A 21,435-nucleotide genomic window follows, 5' to 3' on the forward strand; every position below is an offset into this window, starting at 1 on the left:
TGCGAGAGATTAGTCCCGAAAGTTTCTACTGCGGTGTGTTTGTTAATCGGGTTTTTTCGGTAGCAAGGTCGTCCGAGCGAAAGCAAGCAGGGTGCCGAGCAGCAATCCGAATATCAGCCCTGCGCCGACGATCAATGCTTTTTTCGGTTTGATAGGAAATGGTGGAGGCGAAGCAGTTCTGTCGATATTTACCAAGTTGAACTGGTCAGACTCGATATGTATGTTTTTCAAGTGAGCCAGTTCTTCGCGGATTTCACTCAAGCCTTTCAAGAAAAGCTCTTCGTTATTGCGTTGCCGCAGCAAAGCGACCTGGCGGTTGTTGGCAAGGAGGGTGAGTTCTTTTTGAATCTCATCAATACGAGGCTCGGTAAAATCATCAGAGTTTCGCGAGACCAATGTCGCACGCTCTGCTTCCAGCGCTGACTGACCCATAAAATATAGAGGGATTTGTTGGTTGCTTACTTCTGTTCGAATCATATTGCCCTGCCGTGTTTGCCCGGAGTCTCCAAGGGCAGATGGCGTAGTAGGGGCAACAATACCCAGCTTCTTGGCAATTGTTATTGCCTCATCCAGTTGTTTGATGCGATTTTGTCGGCGAGTTTGAAGCTGCTGACGCAAAGCCTTGAGTTCGTCTTGAAGTATCTCTTTTTTTAGCTGATCCTTTTCAAGGAGCTCGGCAATTTTTGAGTCCTTATCGGCTTCGTATGCTGCTTTCCTCGAGAGCAACTTTCTTTCGGTTTGTGCAATTCGGTTGTCAATAAGAGTTTTCAAGTCCGATTCGACTTTCTCTTTTTCGCGTTTGACGACAAAGTCGGTAAAGTTGTTAACAATAGCGACACCATCCATTCCCGATGGGTACTCAATACCAAACTGAATGGCTTCCGAAAGATTGGCGGTTTTTTTAGGGTCGATCTGATCGACTGTAAAGCCATTGGTGTTGAAACGCTCAAGCGTTTCTTCGAGTGATTTACCATTGACTTGAATTGGCGCGAGCAATTCCGGGTTGGCCTGAAAAAAACTCAAGCGTACGGAATACGACTCCATGGAAGAACCGATACGTCTTAATGACTCTTCTGGTTTGATTGTGTAAAGACCGGTTCCATTTAACATGTCCAGGTCAGTTGAGGCGACCGGCCTGATATAGTTTTGTACTTTATATTGGGGTTCTGCCGTTAATGCATAAGTAATTGCGAGCGCTGTGGAAAGACCGGTAAAAAGTAGAATTATCCCTCTTTGTTTCCATAGGTTGCGTATTAATTCTGCAACATCAATTTCATGATGCTCAATGTCGGGGCTTATTTTTGCAGGGAAGTTCATGAAACCCTCAAGTTATAAAAGTCAGCTGCCGTTGAGGAGTGCTCAATAGGTTTAGCTGACGAGTCTGAAAAAATGTTTAGAAATGTTTCGCATTCTCCCGTATCTAAATTCTCACGGCAAGCAGTTGATAATTGAAACTGTCAATTTTTATAGTCTGTTCTGGTTCGTTTTGCTGAATCGATAGCGCATGCGGAATGCAGCAGGTTGGTTGCCCAGGTTCTGTACGAAGTCAGTTGAAACCAATTTGAATTCCACAGGCGTCGAGATTCAGTAAAGCCCGCGTCCATCAAAGGCAGGAGCCCATGATGGCCAAAAGGTATGAACTCCCCCGACGCAGTCTGGGATTTGGTTGCGGATGTATTCGATGAGCCTCCTCGTAGCGGGCGCCACGAACAGATGACCGTTTGATGCTTAACGGCGTCCTTTTTGGGTGCTCTGTTCTGACGCTGGTTGGCGTGACATGCCTGAGCGTATCGGCCCTTGGTCAACGGTTTATCAACGTTTTCGTGACTGGCGCAATCGCGGAACGTTTGACCCGATGCTCAAGAGGCTTCACATCAAACTTAACGAGCAAGGGTTAATTGATCTGCAAACTTGGATGATTGACTCCACGGCAGTACGCGCAACCCGGGCCTCTTCTGGTGCTGGGGAAAAGGGGGCCTGAAGAACCGCAAGATCATGCGCTCGGCCGCAGCCGGGGCGGCCTGACCACCAAGATTTACATGCTGTGTGATGCCAGCGGTGTACCCCTGACATTTCTATTGTCGGGCGGACATCGCTTATGCCCAACCGTTGCTGGATTAGGCGTACATACCAAACTTGCGCGGCCGCCCTCGCAAACGCTGCCGATGCTTGTTGGCTGATAAAGGCTATGACGCCGAAGCTTTGCGTCGTTACTGCGACCGCTATCGGATGCAGCCGGTGACTCCTCTGCGCAGCATGAAGCGCAAACCCAAACCGGGTTTGCCGAGACTGTTTGATCGTCCCAATTACCGGCAGCGCAACATCATCGAGCGTATGTTCGTCTGGCTGAAAGAAAACCGCCGCATTGGTACGACCTTCGACAAACTCGCGAAAAGTTATGCGGCGATGGTCTCGCTGGCCTGCGCCATGCGGTATTTACGACATTACTTTTCGTACAGAGCCTAGTGTGCATCCGCAGCTAATCGATTATCGCTCGATTGTTGGTTAGGGATAGAAGCAGGCTGTATTGCAAGGCATCTGTCCGCTGGCCCGAGGCTGAAATTATGCGTGTCATATATTTCTTAAATTATGCCTATAATAAATCGTCGTCCCATTCCTCGCATTTCTTCAGGAGCACACTCATGAATTCAGTCCTGTCCCAAGGTACGGCCCTCGTCACCGGCGCTTCCTCCGGTATCGGGGCGGTTTACGCTGAGCGGTTGGCAGCCCGCGGTTTTGATTTGTTGTTGGTGGCTCGTGACGAGCAGCGACTGGAGATGGCGGCGAGCAAGCTACGCTCGGAGCACGGGATCAAGGTTGAAGTGCTGAAGGCGGATCTCACTCAAAAGGAAGGCGTGCTGCAAATCGAACAGCGGTTACGCAGCGATTCGAGTATCAGCCTGTTGCTCAATAACGCCGGTGTAGCGGCGGACGGGCTATTGGCTAATGCCGATACTGATCAACTGGAACGAATGATTCAGTTGAATATCACCGCTGTCACGCGATTGGCCGCAGCCGCGGCAGCCAGTTTTACCAAGGCCGGGCACGGCACGATTATCAATATTGCATCGGTGGTGGCCTTGTTTCCTGAGCGCTTCAACGCGACGTATAGTGCCAGCAAGGCTTACGTATTGAGTTTGACTCAATCGTTGAGCGCCGAACTGAATGGCACCGGAGTGAAGATCCAGGCAGTGCTGCCCGGCGTGACACGTACTGAAATCTGGGAGCGCTCCGGCATCGATGCGTCACAAATTCCTGCGGACATGGTGATGGAGGCGGGTGAGATGGTCGATGCTGCATTGTCGGGTCTGGATCAGGGTGAATTGATCACTATTCCTTCATTGCCCGATGCGGCGGATTGGAATGCGTTCGTGGCGGCGCGTCTTGTGATGGCGCCTAACCTGTCGAAAAGCAAGGCTGCTGCCCGTTATCGGTAAGTGGCATCAACCAGATCGAGGTGTGAGCGGTATGAGTGATCGTCGTGTGGTTGTAACAGGCATGGGCCTGGTGTCGCCGCTGGGGAGCGGTGTCGAAGTGGTCTGGGAGCGGCTGTTGGCCGGGCGTTCCGGGCTGCGCAATCTGCCGGATGAGGTGGTTGCCGATCTGCCGGCCAAGGTCGGCGGTGCGGTGCCGACGCTGGCTGATGATCCCCAGGCGGGTTTCGATCCGGACCGGGCGACCCCACCCAAGGAGCAGAAGAAAATGGACCGCTTCATTCTGTTCGCCATGGAAGCCGCGCGTCAGGCGCTGGAGCAAGCCGGGTGGCAAGCGCTGGATGCCAATGCCCAGGAGCGCACGGCCACCATCATCGGTTCCGGCGTGGGTGGTTTCGGCGCGATTGCCGACGCGGTGCGTACTACCGATAGCCGTGGTCCGAGGCGTTTGTCTCCATTCACCATTCCTTCATTTCTGGTCAACCTCGCGGCCGGTCATGTGTCGATCCAGCATGGCTTCAAGGGGCCATTGGGTGCGCCGGTCACGGCATGCGCCGCCGGGGTACAGGCGATTGGCGACGCGGCGCGAATAATTCGCGCGGGTGAGGCGGATATCGCGGTGTGCGGCGGTGCGGAGGCGGCGATCGATCGGGTCAGCCTTGCCGGGTTCGCGGCTGCTCGCGCCCTGTCCAGTGCGTACAACGACACGCCTGAGCGCGCTTCACGACCTTTCGACAGTGGTCGCGATGGCTTTGTCATGGGTGAAGGGGCCGGGCTGCTGGTCATCGAGTCTCTGGACCATGCGCTGGCCCGGGGCGCCAAGCCACTGGCGGAACTGGTCGGCTACGGCACCAGCGCCGATGCCTATCACCTGACCGCCGGTCCCGAGGACGGCAGCGGTGCGCGGCGAGCGATGTCGTTGGCATTGGTACAGGCTGGTGTTTCACCGGCTCAGGTCCAGCATCTGAATGCTCATGCAACCTCGACTCCGGTGGGGGATCTGGGTGAGCTGGCGGCGATCAAGGCATTGTTCGGTGCGCAAAACGGCATTGCCGTGACATCAACCAAGTCGGCGACCGGGCATTTGCTCGGTGCTGCGGGTGGACTCGAAGCGATCTTTACGCTGCTGGCGATCCGCGACCAGGTCGTGCCGGCGACCCTCAATTTCGAAAACCCGGACCCTGCCACTGAGGGCGTGGACATTGTTCATGGCAGCGCACGGCCGATGGCCATCGAATATGCGTTGTCCAACGGCTTCGGATTTGGCGGGGTCAATGCCAGCGTGTTGTTCAAGCGTTGGCAGGGTTAGTCCTGCGGGTGTTTGAGGTGTTCGCGTGCGACGTCGAGAATCCGTTGGGCAAACCCGGCGTCGGCCACGCTGCGCGATAACAGCAAGGCGCCGACCAGCGTAGACATGATGACGATGCTTCGCTCAGCGGTGTGCTCTCCGTCAAGGGTGTGCCGGATCTGGTCGAGTCGGGCCTGGAGCACGACGTCGCTGGTCGGGCTCGGTTGGCCACGCAGCCCCAGTTCCGAAGAAATGGTCAACAGCGGGCAGCCTTCGTGGGGTGAGGTTTGATGCCATTCGGATAGGTAAGCGTCAATGAAGGCTTCGAGTGGATGCTCCTCGGCGAAGATTTGCGCGCACAGTTCGTCGACTTGTGCACCAGCCTCTTGCAAGGCTTTTTCCACCAGTTCGTCTTTGGACTTGAAGTGCGAGTAAAAGCCGCCGTGAGTCAGGCCCAGTGCTTTCATCAGGGGTTGCAGCCCGGTCGCGCCGATACCGTCGCGTCGAAATCGTGCTGAAGCTTCCTTGATTATGCGTTGGTGGGTATGGGCTTTATGGTCCTGCGAGTAACGCATCTGATATCTCCGCATCAATGCGGCCCATATTAACCAATGAAAATTGCATGGTGACTGTACTTCTACGTCTAAAAAGCATGCAGATGCTTCGATATGGGTACAAAGCGGCATGATTTCAGGGCTAGCCACGCAAAAACAAACCCCGCCGTTCAAGGCGGGGTTTTCATTCAGCGGTCCTGCGCTTCCTTGGCGTCCATTTCCGCATTGCGTTCGGCGACGCGCTTACGTTGCTCTTCGGTCAGTTCGACTTTGTTGGCGGTGTCGCGCAGCATCATCAGACCACCAACGATCGAGCCGATGGCAACGACCAGAATCAACCAGGCATACCAGGGCATAGGACTCTCCTTGAAAGCAGGCGGGTCGACGAGGATTCGCCAACCAATCGCGTATAGCTCTTTGAGTGACGGGGTTTCATCGCAGTTCCATCGCTATCACCCCCATTCTATGCCTGTTGTTCAAGCTTCACCCGAACGCATTCAATGTCCGGTCAGCATCGCATCCGCCGGTGCGTCGGCGCGCAATTGCGCGGTGAGCGTGAAGTACACGAAACCTGCGGCCATGAAGCCCAGGAAGATCAGGCCGATCAAGGTGTTGAACCAGGCCATCGCCACCAGGCACACCACTGCCAGCATCAGCGCAATGAACGGCACCAGCGGGTAGCACGGGGCGCGGAAGGTACGTTCCAGGTTCGGCTCGGTTTTGCGCAGCTTGAACAGGCTGAGCATGCTCATGATGTACATGACGATGGCGCCGAACACCGCCATGGTGATCATCGCCGCCGTCAGCGTCATTCCGCCGAGGTTGATCAGACCGTCGCTGTAGATCGCCGCGATGCCGATCACGCCGCCGGCGATGATCGCCCGGTGCGGCGTCTGGAAGCGCGACAATCTGGCCAGGGACGCCGGCAGGTAGCCAGCGCGGGCGAGGGCGAAGAACTGGCGCGAGTAGCCAAGGATGATCCCGTGAAAACTCGCCACCAGGCCGAACAGGCCGATCCACACCAGCATGTGCAGCCAGCCCGAGCTTTCGCCGACCACGGTTTTCATCGCCTGGGGCAGCGGGTCGTTGATGTTTGAGAGGGTGCGCCAGTCGCCGACGCCACCGGCGAAGAACATCACGCCCATCGCCAGCAGCACCAGGGTCAAGATACCGCTGATGTAGGCTTTGGGAATGGTGCGTTTCGGGTCCTTGGCTTCTTCGGCGGCCATGGCGGCGCCTTCGATGGCCAGGAAGAACCAGATGGCAAAGGGGATCGCCGCGAACATCCCGGCAATCGCCGGAGCGCCGAACACGTCGGTGCCGGCCCAGCCATTGAGGGCGAAGTTGCTGAAACTGAACGCCGGCGCGACCACGCCCATGAACACCAGCAGTTCAGCGACCGCCAACACGCAGACCACCAGCTCGAAGGTCGCCGCCAGTTTCACGCCGAGAATGTTGAGACCCATGAACAGGATGTAGGCACCGACTGCCGCGTGTTTCGGGTCCAGGGCTGGAAACTGGACATTGAGATAGGCGCCGATGGCCAGCGCAATCGCCGGCGGGGCGAAGACGAATTCGATCAATGTCGCCAGGCCGGCGATCAATCCGCCTTTTTCCCCGAACGCGCGACGACTGTAGGCAAAGGGACCTCCTGCGTGAGGAATGGCGGTGGTCAGCTCGGTGAAACTGAAGATGAAACAGGTGTACAGGGTGGCGACCATGAACGAGGTCACCAGAAAGCCCAAGGTTCCGGCCACGCCCCAGCCATAACTCCAGCCGAAATACTCCCCGGAAATCACCAGCCCGACCGCGATGCCCCACAGATGCAACGTGCCCAGCGTGGGTTTGAGTTGTGTGTTCATGCACTTGCTCCCTGAGTGGTTTGGAACGCTCGGGGGGAGGCCAGTGCAGTGGGCGTGCCATTTCGCGAGTGTGCGTCGTAATGGGCTGAAAGGCGTCGTATCGGGGATGTTCGCGACTGGTTGTGCGAACTTTGTGCATCAGTCGGGGGCGTCGTTGCTGCAAATGCCGCTTTCGCGAGCAAGCCCGCCTGTCTGCTACACGACGCCGCTGCGATGCGGATACGTTGTGTTTCAAAGCAGGTGCGGGCTGCCGTTGATGTTCAGGTTTGTTCGGTAAGGCACTCGCGCAGCGCCGTCTGCCAGTCAGGTTGGCTGACGCCCCAATCCCGTTGCAAGCGACTGCAGTCCAGGCGCGAGTTGAGCGGCCGGGCGGCAGGCGTCGGATAGTCGCTGGACGGGATAGGTAACAGGGCGGCGCAGGGTTTGCCCTGCTGTCGCAATGCTTCACCGATTGCCTGGGCGAAGCCGAACCAGGAAGTCTCACCTTGTGCGCTCAGGTGATAAGTGCCCCAGTTGGCCACTTCGTTCGCCTGCCAGTGTTCAATCAGGGCAAGGGTGCTGTTGGCGATTGTGCCGGCCCAGGTAGGGGCTCCGATTTGATCGGCGACTACACGCAACTCCGGTTTCTCTTGCAGCAAGCGCTGCATCGTCAGCAGAAAGTTGCGGCCATGGGTTGAATAGACCCAACTGGTACGCAGGATCAGGTGTTTACCTTGCACGTCCTTGATGGCCTGTTCACCGGCCAGCTTGCTCTTGCCGTATACCCCGAGCGGATTGGGTGTGTCGTCCTCGTTGTAGGGGCCGGCTTTCAACCCGTCGAAAACATAGTCCGTGGAGTAATGTATCAACGGAATGTCCAGAGCCAGCGCCTCTTCGGCGAGGATGCCGGGAGCGATTGCGTTGATGGCAAAGGCTGCTTGCGGCTCGCTTTCTGCCAGGTCAACCGCGGTATGGGCCGCCGCGTTGATGATCAGGTCGGGCCTGACGTTTTGCACCTGGCGGCGAATCTGATCGGGTTGCGCGAGATCGAGCTGATCGCGACCCAATACGATCAGTTCGCCGACAGCCCCCAGCCGCCGTTGCAGCTCATGCGAGACCTGGCCGTTGCGGCCATTGATGAGTACTTTCATGGCTGCAGCCCAGTCTCCTCACGAGGCAAATCGGGCTCACACAGGTTCATTGCTCATCCCCTGCCAGTTTGGCCAGGTACTGGCCATAACCCGTCTTGCCGAAGTACCGGGCGCGCTCCAGCAGCTGTTCGCGGTCGATCCAGCCATTTTCATAGGCTATTTCTTCGAGACAGGCGACTTTGAGGCCTTGGCGGTGTTCGATGGTCTGCACGTATTGAGAGGCTTCGAGCAAGCTGTCGTGGGTGCCGGTGTCGAGCCAGGCGAAACCTCGGCCAAAACGCTCGACCTGCAGGTCGCCGCGTTGCAGATAGGCGTTGTTGACGTCGGTGATTTCCAGCTCGCCGCGAGGCGAAGGTTTCACCGCCTTGGCGATCTCGATCACGTCATTGTCGTAGAAATACAGGCCGGTAACGGCATAGCTGGATTTCGGCTTTTTCGGTTTTTCCTCGATCGACAGCGCACGGCCGTCGCTGTCGAAGTCGATGACACCGAAGCGCTCGGGGTCCTTGACCCAGTAACCGAACACGGTGGCGCCGGAGCAGCGTTGTGCCGCGTTCTGCAACTGTTCGCCAAAGTGCTGACCGTGGAAGATGTTGTCGCCCAGGATCAGGCACACAGGGTCATCGCCGATGAACTCCTCGCCAATCAGGAAAGCCTGGGCCAGACCGTCCGGTGAAGGCTGCTCGGCAAAGCTGAAGTTCACCCCGAACTGGCTGCCGTCACCCAGCAGATTGCGATACTGCGGCAGATCCTGCGGGGTGGAGATCAGCAGGATATCCTTGATGCCGGCCAGCATCAGCACCGAGATCGGATAGTAGATCATGGGCTTGTCGTAGACCGGCAACAGCTGCTTCGACACGCCGAGCGTAATCGGGTGCAGGCGCGTGCCCGAGCCACCCGCCAAAACGATGCCTTTCATCATGCGAGCAGCTCCTTGGGATTGATGGCGCCAAGGCGTTCACCTTGATAGCTGCCGTCCTGGACACGGCGGCACCACTCCAGGTTGTCCAGGTACCATTGAACGGTTTTGCGCAGGCCGGTTTCGAAGGTCTCTTCGGGCACCCAGCCCAGTTCGCGTTCAATCTTGCCGGCGTCGATTGCGTAACGTAAGTCATGACCAGGGCGGTCCTGGACGAACGTGATCAGGTCGGCGTAATGCTCAACGCCTTCCGGTTTATGCGGTGCCAGTTCTTCGAGCAGGGCGCAGATGCCGCGCACCACGTCGATGTTCTTTTGTTCGTTGTGCCCGCCGATGTTGTAGGTCTCGCCGACGGTGCCGGTGGTTACCACCTTGAGCAGTGCCCGGGCGTGATCTTCGACGAACAGCCAGTCGCGCACTTGCAGGCCATTGCCATACACCGGCAGCGGCTTGCCGGCCAGGGCATTGAGGATGACCAGCGGAATCAGTTTCTCGGGGAAGTGGAAAGGCCCGTAATTGTTCGAGCAATTGGTCAGCAGCACCGGCAAGCCATAGGTTCGCTGCCAGGCGCGGACCAGATGGTCGGACGCAGCCTTGCTGGCGGAGTAGGGCGAGCTGGGGGCGTAGGGCGTCGTTTCCGTAAACAGGTCGTCGACACCGTGCAGGTCGCCGTAAACCTCGTCAGTGGAGATGTGATGAAAGCGGAATGCGCTTTTCTCGGGCTCCGGGAGGGCTTGCCAATAGGCACGGGCAGCTTCGAGCAGGCTGTAGGTGCCGACGATGTTCGTCTGGATGAATTCCGATGGCCCGTCGATGGAACGATCGACGTGGGACTCCGCTGCCAGGTGCATGATCGCGTGAGGCTGGAAGCGGGCCAGCACAGCACTGACGGTGGCCTGGTCGACAATATCGGCCTGAACGAACTCGTAGCGCGTGTCGTTGGCGATGCTGGTCAGTGATTCGAGATTGCCGGCATACGTCAGTTTGTCCAGGTTGAGCACTTCATGCCCGGTGTGTTGGATCAGCTCGCGAACAAGGGCCGAGCCGATGAAGCCGGCTCCGCCGGTAATGAGGATACGCACGTTGGGCCAGCCTTTTTCAGTAATGCGAATGGCGGTAGCTTGCAGGCGCGAGCGGGGAGGTGCAAGAGCTCTTGACCCATTTGGTTGCGTCGCGCCGATCAGGTTCGATTATCCATGAGTTGCCGCCGTCACTCACTACTCTTGCGCACAATTTGGAGTTCCAGGTACGACCCTCGCGGTTTTTTGCGTACCGGAACGCCATCGCGCACCCCGTAACCCCAGCGTAAACCCACTCTTTACGCATTCTTTATGCCCGGCCCGCACCCTCGGTCTCGTTCCTTTACAGCCTCTTTTCCGACAATGACTCCACACGCGGCAATACGCCGTAACACGGAGAACTTCCATGAGCGTTCTGGACGGGGTGTCACTGCTGTTGGCAGTGGGGCTGTTCATTTATCTGTTGGTTGCGCTGTTGCGCGCGGACCGGAACTAGGAGCGGCTATGCACAGTTATGACTATTGGCTGATCCTCGGGTTTTTCGCCCTGGTATTGGTCCCGGCGCCGTTTCTCGGGCGCTTCTACTACAAGGTCATGGAGGGGCAGCGCACCTGGCTTTCGCCGGTCCTGGGCCCCGTCGAACGCGGTTGCTATCGCCTGGCCGGCGTCGATCCGCACGCCGAACAGAGCTGGCAGAAGTACGCGCTGGCCTTGCTCGCCTTCAACCTTGCGGGTTTCGTGCTGCTGTTCGCGATCCTGTTGTTCCAGGACCATTTGCCGCTGAACCCGCAAAACCTGCCGGGCCAGGAGTGGACGCTGGCGTTCAACACCGCCGTCAGTTTCATGACCAACACCAACTGGCAGGCTTACAGCGGCGAAGCGTCCCTGAGCTACCTGAGCCAGATGGCCGGCCTCACCGTGCAGAACTTCGTCAGCGCCGCCACCGGCCTGGCCGTACTGGTTGCGCTGTGCCGCGGCATCGGGCGCAAATCCACTGCATCGCTGGGCAACTTCTGGGTCGACATGACCCGCGCCACCCTCTACGGCCTGTTGCCGCTGTGCCTGTTGCTGGCGCTGTATCTGGTCTGGCAGGGCGTGCCGCAAACCTTCGCGCAGTACGTGAATGCGGTGACGGTGCAAGGCGTCGACCAGGTCATTCCACTGGGCCCGGCTGCCAGCCAGATTGCGATCAAGCAATTGGGTACCAACGGTGGCGGCTTCTTCGGCGTCAACTCGGCGCATCCGTTCGAGAACCCGACGGCCTGGAGCAACCTGTTCGAAGTGGCCTCGATCATCCTGATCCCGGTGGCACTGGTGTTCACCTTCGGCCACTACGTAAAGGACCTGCGTCAGAGTCGCGCAATCATTGCCTGCATGCTGGCGCTGTTCCTGATCGGCGGCGCGACCTCACTATGGGCTGAATACCAGCCGAACCCCATCCTGAACAACGTCGCCGTCGAGCAGACTGCGCCGCTGGAAGGCAAGGAAGCGCGTTTCGGCACTACCGCCACGGTGCTCTGGTCGGTGACCACCACGGCCGCGTCCAACGGTTCGGTCAACGGCATGCACGACAGCCTCAACCCGCTGAGCGGGATGGTCGCGCTGGTCAACATGATGGTCGGCGAGGTGATCTTCGGCGGCGTTGGTGCCGGGCTCTACGGCATGTTGCTCAACGTGCTGATCGCGGTGTTCCTCGCTGGCCTGATGATCGGTCGTACGCCGGAGTACCTCGGCAAGAAGCTGCAAGCCAGGGAAGTGCAATTGCTGGTGCTGACCCTGATGGTCATGCCGATTGGCGTATTGGTGCTCGGCGCGATTGCCGCCAGCCTGCCAGGCCCGGTGGCCTCGGTGAGCAATCCCGGCGCCCACGGTTTCAGTCAGTTGCTCTACGCCTACACCTCGGCCAGTGCCAACAACGGTTCGGCGTTCGGTGGCTTCGGTGCCAACACGCTGTTTCACAACCTGATGCTGGGCCTGGGTATGTTGATCGGTCGCTTCGGTTACATCCTCCCGGTTCTGGCCCTGGCCGGCAGCCTGGCGATGAAGAAAACCGCACCGATCGGCCAGAACAGCTTCCCGACCCATGGCCCGCTGTTCGTGACCTTGCTGACCGTGACCATTTTGCTGGTGGGCGGCCTGACATTCCTGCCGACCTTGGCGCTGGGCCCGATTGCTGAACATCTGAGCATGGCCTTCTGAGGAAGTTGAAGATGAATATGCCCGTATCCAAAACCGTCGCCGTCAAGGCGCCGGAACAACCGAAAACCGCGATCTCGGCCCTGTGGCGCCCGGCGCTGGTACAAGCCTTCGTCAAGCTCGACCCACGGCAATTGCAGCGTGCGCCGGTGATGCTGGTGGTCGAACTGACCGCGGTCCTGACCACCGTGCTGTGCTTCATTCCCGATACGGCCGTACCGACCTTCGTCGCCGCGCAAATTGCCGTGTGGCTGTGGTTCACCGTGTTGTTCGCCAACTTCGCCGAAGCCTTGGCCGAAGGTCGTGGCAAGGCCCGTGCCGACAGCCTCAAGGCCGGTAGCGAAGGCCTCAGCGCCCGGCGCAAAACCAGCAATGGCACCTTTCAGGTCGTGCCGGCCACCAGTCTGCGCAAGGGCGATGTGGTGCGTGTCGAAGCCGGGGAGATGATCCCCGGTGACGGCGAAGTGCTCGAAGGCATCGCAGCGGTCAACGAAGCGGCGATTACCGGTGAATCGGCCCCGGTGATTCGTGAGTCCGGCGGCGACCGCTCGGCCGTCACCGGCAATACACGGCTGGTGTCCGACTGGCTGTTGGTAAAGATCACCGCCAACCCTGGCGAATCGACCCTGGACCGCATGATCGCCCTGGTCGAAGGCGCCAAACGCCAGAAAACCCCGAACGAAGTGGCGCTCGACATCCTGCTGATCGGCCTGACCCTGATCTTCCTGCTGGTGGTCGTCACCCTGCAACCGTTCGCCCACTTCGCCAATGGCAGCCTACCGCTGGTGTTCCTGGTGGCGCTGTTGGTCACCTTGATTCCGACCACCATCGGTGGCCTGTTGTCGGCCATCGGTATCGCCGGCATGGATCGTCTGGTGCGGCTGAACGTGATCGCCAAGTCCGGGCGTGCGGTGGAAGCGGCGGGGGACGTGCACGTCCTACTGCTGGACAAGACCGGCACCATCACCTTCGGTAACCGTCGTTGCTCGGCGGTGTATGCCGCGCCTGGCGTAACAGCCAGGGAATTGGCCGAAGGCGCGTTGCTGGCGTCGCTGGCCGATGACACGGCTGAAGGCAAGTCGATCGTCGAGTACCTGCGTGGCACTCATCCGCAACCGGAACCGTCCGCCGACCTGCTGACAGCCGTGCCCTTCAGTGCCGAAACCCGCTTGTCCGGTGTCGACTATCAAGGGCGTGTGTACCGCAAGGGGGCGGTGGATTCATTGCTGGCCTTCGTCGGCCTGAAACGTGCTGACCTGGCACCGGCCTTGTCCCGCGAGATCGACAAGATCGCACAAAGTGGCGGCACCCCCTTGCTGGTCTGCGCCGACGGCAAGTTGCTCGGCGCGATCCACCTCAAGGACGTGGTCAAGCCCGGTATCCGCGAGCGTTTCGCCGAGTTGCGCAAGCTGGGCATTCGCACGGTCATGGTCACCGGCGACAACCCGTTGACTGCAGCCGCCATCGCCGCTGAGGCCGGTGTGGACGATGTGCTGGCGGAAGCCACGCCGGAGAAAAAACTGGCGCGCATTCGCCACGAGCAAAACGACGGGCGTCTGGTCGCCATGTGCGGCGACGGCGCCAACGATGCCCCGGCACTGGCCCAGGCGGACGTCGGTATGGCGATGAACGACGGCACGCAAGCGGCACGTGAAGCGGCCAACATGGTTGACCTCGACAGCGACCCGACCAAGTTGCTGGACGTGGTGCAGATCGGCAAGGAATTGCTGGTCACCCGCGGTGCGCTGACGACCTTTTCCATCGCCAACGACGTGGCCAAGTACTTCGCGATCCTGCCGGCGCTGTTCGCCGCGATCTACCCGCAACTGGGTGTGCTCAACGTGATGCACCTGAGCAGCCCGCAGAGCGCGATTCTGTCGGCGATCGTTTTCAACGCGTTGATCATCGTGGTGCTGATTCCCCTGGCATTGCGCGGCGTGCGCGTGCAGGCGGCGAGTGCGGCGGCGCTGTTGCGACGCAATCTGCTGATTTATGGCCTGGGCGGGATCCTGGTGCCGTTCGTGGGCATCAAGGCGATCGACATGCTGTTGACGGCGTTGCATCTGGTTTGATGGTCGGTGCTGGTTTTTGTGGCGAGGGAGCTTGCTCCCGCTGGGCTGCATGGCAGCCCCGTCCAGACCATAGGTATTTTTCGGGCGCATCGCATACCCGGCTGACGACTGCTTCGCAGCCGAACGGGAGCAAGCTCCCTCGCCACAGGTGATGGGTGTGCCCATGAGTGATGAGTATTCCGTGAATTCGAGGATTTTGAAATGTCCACATTGATACGCCCGGCCCTGAGCCTGTTGGTCCTGATGACGCTGATCACCGGCGTCGCCTATCCACTGGTGGTCACAGGCGTGGCCCAGGTCGCGTTCCCGGATCAGGCCAACGGCAGCCTGGTGCGCGATGCCGAAGGCAAGGTCCGCGGTTCCTCGCTGATCGCCCAGGATTTCGTCGGCGACGCCTGGTTCCACCCGCGTCCTTCGGCCGGTGCCTTTGCCACCGTATCGAGCAGCGCCAGCAACCTGTCGCCGAGCAACCCGGCCCTGGCCACGCGGGTGATCGACGAAGCCGGCAAGCTGCTGGTGCCCGGCCAGGGGCCGGTGCCGTTGGCGTTGGTCACGACCTCGGGCAGCGGTCTCGATCCGCACTTGCCACCGGCGGCGATTGCCTATCAACTGGCGCGTGTCGCGGCGGCGCGCAACCTGCCGGTCGCGTCACTGCAACAGCTGCTGGACGCGCACATCGAGCAGCCATTGGTAGGCCCGCCTGTGGTGAATGTGCTTGAGTTGAATCTGGCGCTGGAAAAGCTTTAGGTCCGTGGTGCTGCCATTCGCGAGCAAGCCCGCTCCCACAATTGGAATGCGTACTCCTGTGGGAGCGGGCTTGCTCGCGAAGACGGTTTGACAATCACTACATCAACATCTGAAAGACGAGAACTCCAAGCATGAGCAACTCCGGCCGCGCCGACGCGCTGTTAGCAGACCTGCCCCGCGATGGCCGTGGCCGGCTCAAGGTATTTCTCGGCGCCGCCCCCGGAGTCGGCAAGACCTACGCCATGCTCCAGGCGGCCCACACTCAGTTGCGCCAAGGGGTAAAGGTCATTGCCGGCGTCGTCGAAACCCACGGTCGCGCCGAAACCGAAGTACTGCTCAGCGGCTTGCCGCAGCAGCCGTTGGTGCGCTCGGAATACCGTGGTGTGTTGCTCGAAGAAATGGACCTGGACGGGCTGATCAAAGCCAAACCGAAACTGGTGCTGGTCGACGAGCTGGCGCACACCAACGCACCCGGCAGCCGTCACGAAAAACGCTGGCAGGACATTCAGGAACTGCTCGCCGCCGGCATCGATGTCTACACGACAGTCAACGTCCAGCACCTGGAAAGCCTCAACGATCAGGTGCGTGGCATCACCGGCGTGCAGGTCCGTGAGACCTTGCCGGACTGGGTGCTGCAAGAAGCCTACGAATTGCTGCTGATCGACTTGCCGCCACGGGAACTGCTCGAGCGCCTGCGCGATGGCAAAGTCTATGTGCCGGAGCAGGCGCGGGCGGCCATTGACGCGTTCTTTTCCCAGACCAACCTGACAGCCCTGCGCGAACTGGCGATGCAAACCGCAGCGGCTCAGGTCGATAACGATCTGGCTCTGGGCTATCGCCAACTCGGACAAGCGGCGCCAGCGGTGCGCGGGCGTTTGCTGGTAGGGGTGGACGGCGATGCCCAGGCCGAGCGTCTGGTACGGCATGCCAGTCGCGTGGCCCAACGGCGGCACCTGCCCTGGAGCCTGGTGCACGTGGACAACGGTCGAGTGCGTGACGAGCAGTCCCGCCTGCGCCTGCAGAGCGCCCAGCAACTGGCCGAACGTCTGGGCGGTGAAGTGGTGTTGCTGCGCGCCGGTGAAGTGGCGAAAACCCTGATCCAGCATGCTGCCGAGCGTCGTGCCAGCCTGGTGCTGGTCGGCCAGTCCCGACCGAGATTGCGCCGACGCCTGTTCGGTGGCGGGTTGGCGGCGCGACTGTTGCGCAATGCGCGCGGACTGGAAATCAACGTTCTCGACAGCGACCACGAACAGCATCAACCCCATCAGCGGTCGATGGGGGCACTGGTCTGGTTCGACTACGCGCTGGCCGTGGTCGCGACGGTTCTGGCCAGTGCCCTGGCCTGGGCGGTGGCGAGTGTCCTGCCACTGCCCAATATTTCACTGGTGTTCCTCGCCGCCGTGTTGCTGGTGGCGGTGCGCAGCAGTCTCGGGCCGGCGCTGGCCTGTGCGGCGCTGTCGTTCCTGACCTATGACTTCCTGTTTATTCCACCGACTTTTTCTTTCAGCATCCAGCGCGAAGAAGACGTGCTGACCTTGCTGTTTTTCCTGCTGATGGCAGCCCTCACCGGCAACCTCGCGGCGCGCCAGCGCAGGCAATTGCAGGCACTGCGCGATACCCAGGAAGAGACCACTGAATTGCTCGACCTGTCACGCAAACTGACGGCCGCCACCGACCGCCAGGCCGTGGTCAGTGCGGCCGCCCAGCACCTCAACGGTTGGAGCGACGTGCAACTGTGTCTGCTCAATCGCGACGGGCAGAGCGGCTGGAAAGTCGAAACCGGTGGCCCGCTGGAGTTTACCGAAGCTGAGCGCGCCGCCGCCGATTGGGCCTGGCAGCACGATCAACCGGCAGGTGCGGGCACCGGCACCTTGCCGTTCGGCCGCTGGTGGTGGTGGCCGTTATCGGTCGAGGACGGCCCGCTCGCGCTGCTTGGCGTGTGCGCCAAGGAAGGCCAGACCCTGAGCGGCCAGCGCCGTCGTTTGTTGACCGCGCTGAGCCAGCCGCTGGCCCAGGCGCTGGCCCGGGCGCAACTGGCCGATGATCTGGAAGCGGCGCGGCTGCACGGTGAAACCGAGCAGTTGCGCAGTGCCTTGCTGGCTTCGGTGTCCCACGATTTGCGCACACCCTTGACGTCCATGCGCGGCAGTATCGATAGCCTGCTGGCCCTGGGAGAAGCGATCCCGCTGGAGGACCGGCGTGAACTGCTCGAAGGCACCCGCGATGAAGCCGAGCGTCTTGATCGTTATATCCAGAATCTGCTCGACATGACCCGCCTCGGCCACGGCGCCTTGAAGCTGGCGCGGGACTGGGTGTCACCGGCCGATATCGTCGGCAGTGCGCTCAATCGCCTGCGCGCAGTCCTTGCGCCGCTGCAAGTCAGCACCGACGTGCCGGCCGAGTTACCGCTGCTGTATGTGCACGCCGCGCTGATCGAACAGGCATTGGTCAACGTGCTGGAAAACGCCGCGCGGTTTTCGCCGCCCCACGGGCGTTTGCAATTGCGCGCCGGGGCCGACGACGGTGAGCTGTTCTTTTCGGTCAGCGATGAAGGCCCGGGGATTCCGGAGGCGGATCGGGCGAAGATTTTCGACATGTTCTACACCGCGGCACGAGGTGATCGGGGTGGGCAGGGGACCGGGCTGGGGCTGGCGATCTGTCAGGGCATGGTTGGTGCCCATGGCGGGCGTATCAGCGTCGCCGACGGCATCGAGGGGCGCGGCACCTGCATCACGTTGCACCTGCCGCTACAGGCTCAGCCGGGATACGAGAGTGAAGCCTGATCCTGCTTGCGCTAATCTCTTGCCACTTCTTTGTGTTGATGTGAACTCATGAGCCAGACCGCGACCATCCTGGTCATCGACGACGAACCGCAGATCCGCAAATTCCTGCGCATCAGCCTTGCTTCACAGGGCTACAAAGTGCTGGAGGCCGGCACGGGCAGTGAAGGCCTGGCCCAGGCAGCATTGAACAAACCGGACTTGCTGGTGCTCGACCTCGGCTTGCCGGACATGGACGGCCAGCAGGTATTGCGCGATTTTCGCGAGTGGTCGACGGTGCCGGTGCTGGTGCTCTCCGTACGCGCCGGTGAAGGGCAGAAAGTCGAGGCCCTGGATGGCGGCGCCAATGACTACGTGACCAAGCCGTTCGGCATCCAGGAATTCCTGGCGCGGATTCGTGCGTTGCTGCGCCAGGCGCCCGTGGGCGAAGCCCAGCCAGCGGCGCTGAACTTCGGTCCATTGACGGTCGACCTGGCGTATCGCCGGGTGCTGCTCGACGGTAGCGAAGTCGCCTTGACTCGCAAGGAATACGCCGTGCTGGCGCAACTGGCGCGGCATCCAGGGCGGGTGATCACCCAGCAGCAATTGCTCAAGGACATTTGGGGGCCGACGCACACCGAAGACACTCACTACCTGCGCATCGTGGTCGGGCACTTGCGCCAGAAACTGGCGGACGACCCGACCCAACCCAGGTTTATCGTGACCGAGGCGGGGGTGGGGTATCGGTTGTTGAGTGAGTAGTTTTGAAATTTTGTGGTGACTGATCTGGCGCTTTCGCGAGCAAGCCCGCTCCCACAGTGAATCTTTGGTGTACACAAAATCCCATGTGGGAGCGGGCTTGCTCGCGAAGAGGGCATTACATTCAATCGAGAACTTTCAGGCTTTCAATTCTGTTCATTCTCATACCGATCCAGCGTATCCCGCGCAATCTCCCGTCCCAGCGCGATCAGCTCAGGCGCCTTGTAGAACTCGAAAAACCGGCACACGCGCTTGGGCACGTTGATCAGGATGTCCGGTGGATACCCAGCGATCTTGTACTGCGCCAGCGACGTCTGCATCACCTCGAAACTCTGGTTGATCAAGTCGAGCAAGGACGCCGGTCCGACGTTGTCGATGATGAACGAACCGGTGGCGGAGCGGGGCGCGCCACTGGCTTCCGGGGCGGCCGCGGGTTGCTGGGCTTCGGGTTCGGCGGACTCGATCCACGGGTTGAAATCCGCCCCTTCGGCTTTCAACGCTTCCTGCTCCAGGATCAACAATTGTTCCGCCTGTTTACGCCGGAACGGCAACTTCGAGCCGACTGAACTGATCAGGTTGTCGAAGCGGGTCTTGAACGCGGCGGGGCGCTGGATCACCGGCAATTGGTAGTGGCGCTGGTTGGTGGAGTTGAGGTTGACGGCGATGATCAGGTCGCAATGGCTCGACACCACGGGCACGATCGGCAGCGGGTTGAGAATGCCGCCATCGACCAGCATGCGGTTGCCCTGCATCACCGGGGTGAACAGACTGGGAATCGCTGCCGAGGCGCGCATCGCCTGGTGCAGGCAACCTTCCTGGAACCAAATTTCCTGCTGGTTGGTCAGGTCGGCGGCAACGGCGGTATAGGGGATGCGCAGGTCTTCGATGTTGATCTCGCCGACGATCTTGCGAATCTGCCCGAACACCTTCTCGCCACGAATCGCTCCCAGACGAAAGCTGACGTCCACCAGGCGCAACACGTCGAGATAATCCAGGCTCTCGATCCAGTCGCGGTAATCGTTGAGTTTGCCGGCGGCATAGATCCCGCCCACCACCGCGCCCATGGAGCAACCGGCGATACAGGCAATGTCATAGCCGCGCCGTTCGATCTCTTCAATGACCCCAATATGTGCGTAACCCCGGGCTCCACCCGAGCCCAATACCAGTGCGACACGCTTTTTCATGAATCGCCCTCGTTTGAATGCTTCAACAATGCACCCATCGAGGGGCATGCTTCAATCGTCATGGTCGTTCGAGGGGGCAAGAGCGTCGTATTTTCGACACTCCATGGCGGCACAGGGTTGTTCGCGTCAGCGCTATAGTTCGCACAGCGGACCAACGGCACTTTTCAGCTGCCACACCGTCTTATCTGCATGACTGTTAACCTATTTTTGAGGAGTAAGTGATGAAAGCCTGGATCTGCGTGCCATTGATTGCCCTGGCGCTCGCCGGTTGTGCCGGCAAAACCGCCTACCGCGACAGTTGCGGAAGTAACCTGGATGCGGCATGGCATGAACTGGACCTGGCCAAAGCCGAAGGTTTCGCCGGGACCGTCAGCTACTCCAAGGCCCTGTCGCTGTTAACCGCGGCCAAGACCCAGCAGCAATTCGAAGGGTTCGAAGGCTGCACCAGGAAAGCCGAGAAGGCCCGCTTCTATATTCGTGAGTCGCGCGCGGGGCGTTGAAAACTCTGCTAGTCCTGTAGGAGCCGGCTTGCCGGCGATAGGCCGTTGAACATTATGCGACCTGATGTCGCCATCGCTGGCAAGCCAGCTCCTACAGATGTATGGCGTTGTTTACGGAGTAAACCCCCATGATCGATCGGCTGGTGGCTCATGTCCTGAGCCTGGAAGTTCGTCTGCTGGCCTGTCAGGCCCGCTTGAAAGAGCGCACCGACCCTGAAGCTTTACACGATCTGCGCACCACCATGCGTCGGTTACGCAGCCTGTTGCGACCCTTGCAAGGTTTACCCGGTGTCGAACAACTGGAAGCGGCTGCCTCGCGGGTGGGTGATCTGACCACGCCGTTGCGTGATCGCGAAGTGCTGGCGGCTTACCTGCTTCAGTACGGTCAACCCCAAGCTGCACAGTGGCGCATGGCGCAAATGGCCGAAGCCTATCCGGCCGTGGCGGCCAGTCCCCAGCTCGCGCAATTGCTGATCGTCCTCGATGCGTTTCCGCGTTTTCTGCGCGCTGCCCAGCGCCAGGGATTGCTCAAGGGCCTGCGCAAGCGCATCGAAAAACGCCTGGGCAAACAGTGGAAAAAACTCGACGAAGCACTGCACGACCCGGCCCACGACCGTCATCGGCTACGCCTGCTTATCAAGCGCGTACGCTATGGCATCGACGCTTACCCCGAGCTGGACCGTTTGCCGAAAGCGGCCATGCCCCGATTGAAATCGGCCCAGGGCGCGCTGGGTGACTGGCACGATTGCGTGCAATGGCTGGCCATGGCTGAGCAGGAAACGGATCTGCAGCCCTGTGTCGCGGTCTGGACAGCCACCATGGCGGAAGCTGAACAGCGTGCGGACCGGGTGCTGGAAAAGCTCAGTCGCGATTGCTTCAAATCCTGAGATCACCACCGAACAAATGTGAGAGCGGGCTTGCTCGCGAAAAGGCCATCAGCCCGGACATTGTTGGTGACTGACAAACCGTCTTCGCGAGCAAGCCCGCTCCCACAGGGTTTTATGTTCGACGT

18 protein-coding genes and 1 pseudogene are annotated in these 21,435 nt (G+C 60.0%); 11 read left to right on the plus strand and 8 right to left on the minus strand.

The genetic code is table 11. The features are described 5' to 3' along the window. Positions 1 to 42: 42 nt before the first annotated feature. Positions 43 to 1,317, minus strand: coding sequence for a Wzz/FepE/Etk N-terminal domain-containing protein (locus KW846_RS13845; RefSeq protein ID WP_218482818.1), 1,275 nt, complete (start codon positions 1,315 to 1,317; stop codon positions 43 to 45). A 305-nt stretch (positions 1,318 to 1,622) separates the two neighbouring features. Here KW846_RS13845 and KW846_RS13850 point away from each other — a divergent pair. From KW846_RS13850 to fabF, 3 genes and pseudogenes are all read left to right on the plus strand, one after another. After that, positions 1,623 to 2,466: pseudogene (locus KW846_RS13850) on the plus strand (IS5 family transposase). Positions 2,467 to 2,642: 176 nt separating this feature from the next. Continuing rightward, positions 2,643 to 3,437, plus strand: a complete 795-nt coding sequence (locus tag KW846_RS13855; RefSeq protein ID WP_218482820.1) for an SDR family oxidoreductase — start codon at positions 2,643 to 2,645, stop codon at positions 3,435 to 3,437. Positions 3,438 to 3,468: 31 nt separating this feature from the next. Next, positions 3,469 to 4,743 (plus strand): beta-ketoacyl-ACP synthase II, encoded by a 1,275-nt coding sequence (gene fabF / locus KW846_RS13860; RefSeq protein ID WP_218482821.1) that lies wholly within the window; start codon positions 3,469 to 3,471, stop codon positions 4,741 to 4,743. On the opposite strand, the gene KW846_RS13865 is transcribed toward fabF, so the two are convergent. From KW846_RS13865 to rfbB, 6 genes are all read right to left on the minus strand, one after another. Then, complete coding sequence (locus KW846_RS13865; protein ID WP_218482823.1) at positions 4,740 to 5,297, minus strand: TetR/AcrR family transcriptional regulator; 558 nt, start codon at positions 5,295 to 5,297, stop codon at positions 4,740 to 4,742. The two genes, fabF and KW846_RS13865, sit on opposite strands and share 4 nt — an antisense overlap. A 167-nt stretch (positions 5,298 to 5,464) precedes the next feature. After that, positions 5,465 to 5,632, minus strand: coding sequence for a DUF2897 family protein (locus KW846_RS13870; protein WP_079246726.1), 168 nt, complete (start codon positions 5,630 to 5,632; stop codon positions 5,465 to 5,467). Between the two features lie 141 nt (positions 5,633 to 5,773). Beyond that, positions 5,774 to 7,138: an ethanolamine permease gene (gene eat / locus KW846_RS13875; RefSeq protein WP_218482825.1), complete on the minus strand. Its 1,365-nt coding sequence runs from the start codon at positions 7,136 to 7,138 to the stop codon at positions 5,774 to 5,776. 260 nt (positions 7,139 to 7,398) lie between these two features. Further along, complete coding sequence (rfbD, locus tag KW846_RS13880) at positions 7,399 to 8,268, minus strand: dTDP-4-dehydrorhamnose reductase (protein WP_218482827.1); 870 nt, start codon at positions 8,266 to 8,268, stop codon at positions 7,399 to 7,401. 46 nt (positions 8,269 to 8,314) lie between these two features. After that, positions 8,315 to 9,190: a glucose-1-phosphate thymidylyltransferase RfbA gene (gene rfbA, locus KW846_RS13885; protein WP_102700312.1), complete on the minus strand. Its 876-nt coding sequence runs from the start codon at positions 9,188 to 9,190 to the stop codon at positions 8,315 to 8,317. Further along, a complete protein-coding gene (gene rfbB, locus KW846_RS13890) occupies positions 9,187 to 10,269 on the minus strand; it encodes a dTDP-glucose 4,6-dehydratase (RefSeq protein ID WP_218482829.1) in 1,083 nt (360 codons plus the stop codon). The genes rfbA and rfbB overlap by 4 nt, the downstream gene beginning before the upstream one ends. A 343-nt stretch (positions 10,270 to 10,612) precedes the next feature. On the opposite strand from rfbB, the gene kdpF reads away from it, so the two are divergent. The 6 genes from kdpF (at position 10,613) to KW846_RS13920 (ending at position 18,742) form a co-directional block, all read left to right on the plus strand. Next, complete coding sequence (kdpF, locus tag KW846_RS13895) at positions 10,613 to 10,702, plus strand: K(+)-transporting ATPase subunit F (RefSeq protein WP_007899818.1); 90 nt, start codon at positions 10,613 to 10,615, stop codon at positions 10,700 to 10,702. A gap of 8 nt (positions 10,703 to 10,710) precedes the next feature. Further along, positions 10,711 to 12,405 carry a potassium-transporting ATPase subunit KdpA gene (gene kdpA / locus KW846_RS13900; RefSeq protein ID WP_218482831.1) on the plus strand — a complete coding sequence of 565 codons (1,695 nt, stop codon included), beginning with the start codon at positions 10,711 to 10,713 and terminating at the stop codon, positions 12,403 to 12,405. A gap of 11 nt (positions 12,406 to 12,416) precedes the next feature. After that, positions 12,417 to 14,474 (plus strand): potassium-transporting ATPase subunit KdpB, encoded by a 2,058-nt coding sequence (gene kdpB, locus KW846_RS13905; protein ID WP_218482832.1) that lies wholly within the window; start codon positions 12,417 to 12,419, stop codon positions 14,472 to 14,474. Positions 14,475 to 14,675: 201 nt separating this feature from the next. After that, positions 14,676 to 15,221 carry a potassium-transporting ATPase subunit KdpC gene (gene kdpC, locus KW846_RS13910; RefSeq protein ID WP_116580133.1) on the plus strand — a complete coding sequence of 182 codons (546 nt, stop codon included), beginning with the start codon at positions 14,676 to 14,678 and terminating at the stop codon, positions 15,219 to 15,221. A 131-nt stretch (positions 15,222 to 15,352) separates the two neighbouring features. Beyond that, on the plus strand, positions 15,353 to 18,004 hold the full coding sequence (locus KW846_RS13915) for a sensor histidine kinase KdpD (RefSeq protein WP_218482834.1): 2,652 nt from the start codon (positions 15,353 to 15,355) through the stop codon (positions 18,002 to 18,004). A 48-nt stretch (positions 18,005 to 18,052) separates the two neighbouring features. After that, positions 18,053 to 18,742, plus strand: coding sequence for a response regulator (locus KW846_RS13920; protein ID WP_218482836.1), 690 nt, complete (start codon positions 18,053 to 18,055; stop codon positions 18,740 to 18,742). Between the two features lie 143 nt (positions 18,743 to 18,885). Here KW846_RS13920 and KW846_RS13925 read toward each other — a convergent pair whose 3' ends face one another. Further along, positions 18,886 to 19,923 (minus strand): patatin-like phospholipase family protein, encoded by a 1,038-nt coding sequence (locus KW846_RS13925; RefSeq protein ID WP_116580055.1) that lies wholly within the window; start codon positions 19,921 to 19,923, stop codon positions 18,886 to 18,888. Positions 19,924 to 20,144: 221 nt separating this feature from the next. Between KW846_RS13925 and KW846_RS13930 the strand changes: the two genes are divergently transcribed. Then, the gene (locus KW846_RS13930; protein ID WP_007973587.1) at positions 20,145 to 20,423 is read left to right on the plus strand and encodes a hypothetical protein; all 279 of its coding nucleotides are present in this window, start codon (positions 20,145 to 20,147) and stop codon (positions 20,421 to 20,423) included. Positions 20,424 to 20,551: 128 nt separating this feature from the next. Further along, a complete protein-coding gene (locus KW846_RS13935) occupies positions 20,552 to 21,310 on the plus strand; it encodes a CHAD domain-containing protein (RefSeq protein WP_218482838.1) in 759 nt (252 codons plus the stop codon). Positions 21,311 to 21,435: the final 125 nt, after the last annotated feature.

Source organism: Pseudomonas sp. PDM32, from assembly GCF_019219225.1.
Lineage (GTDB): Bacteria > Pseudomonadota > Gammaproteobacteria > Pseudomonadales > Pseudomonadaceae > Aquipseudomonas > Aquipseudomonas laurylsulfatiphila.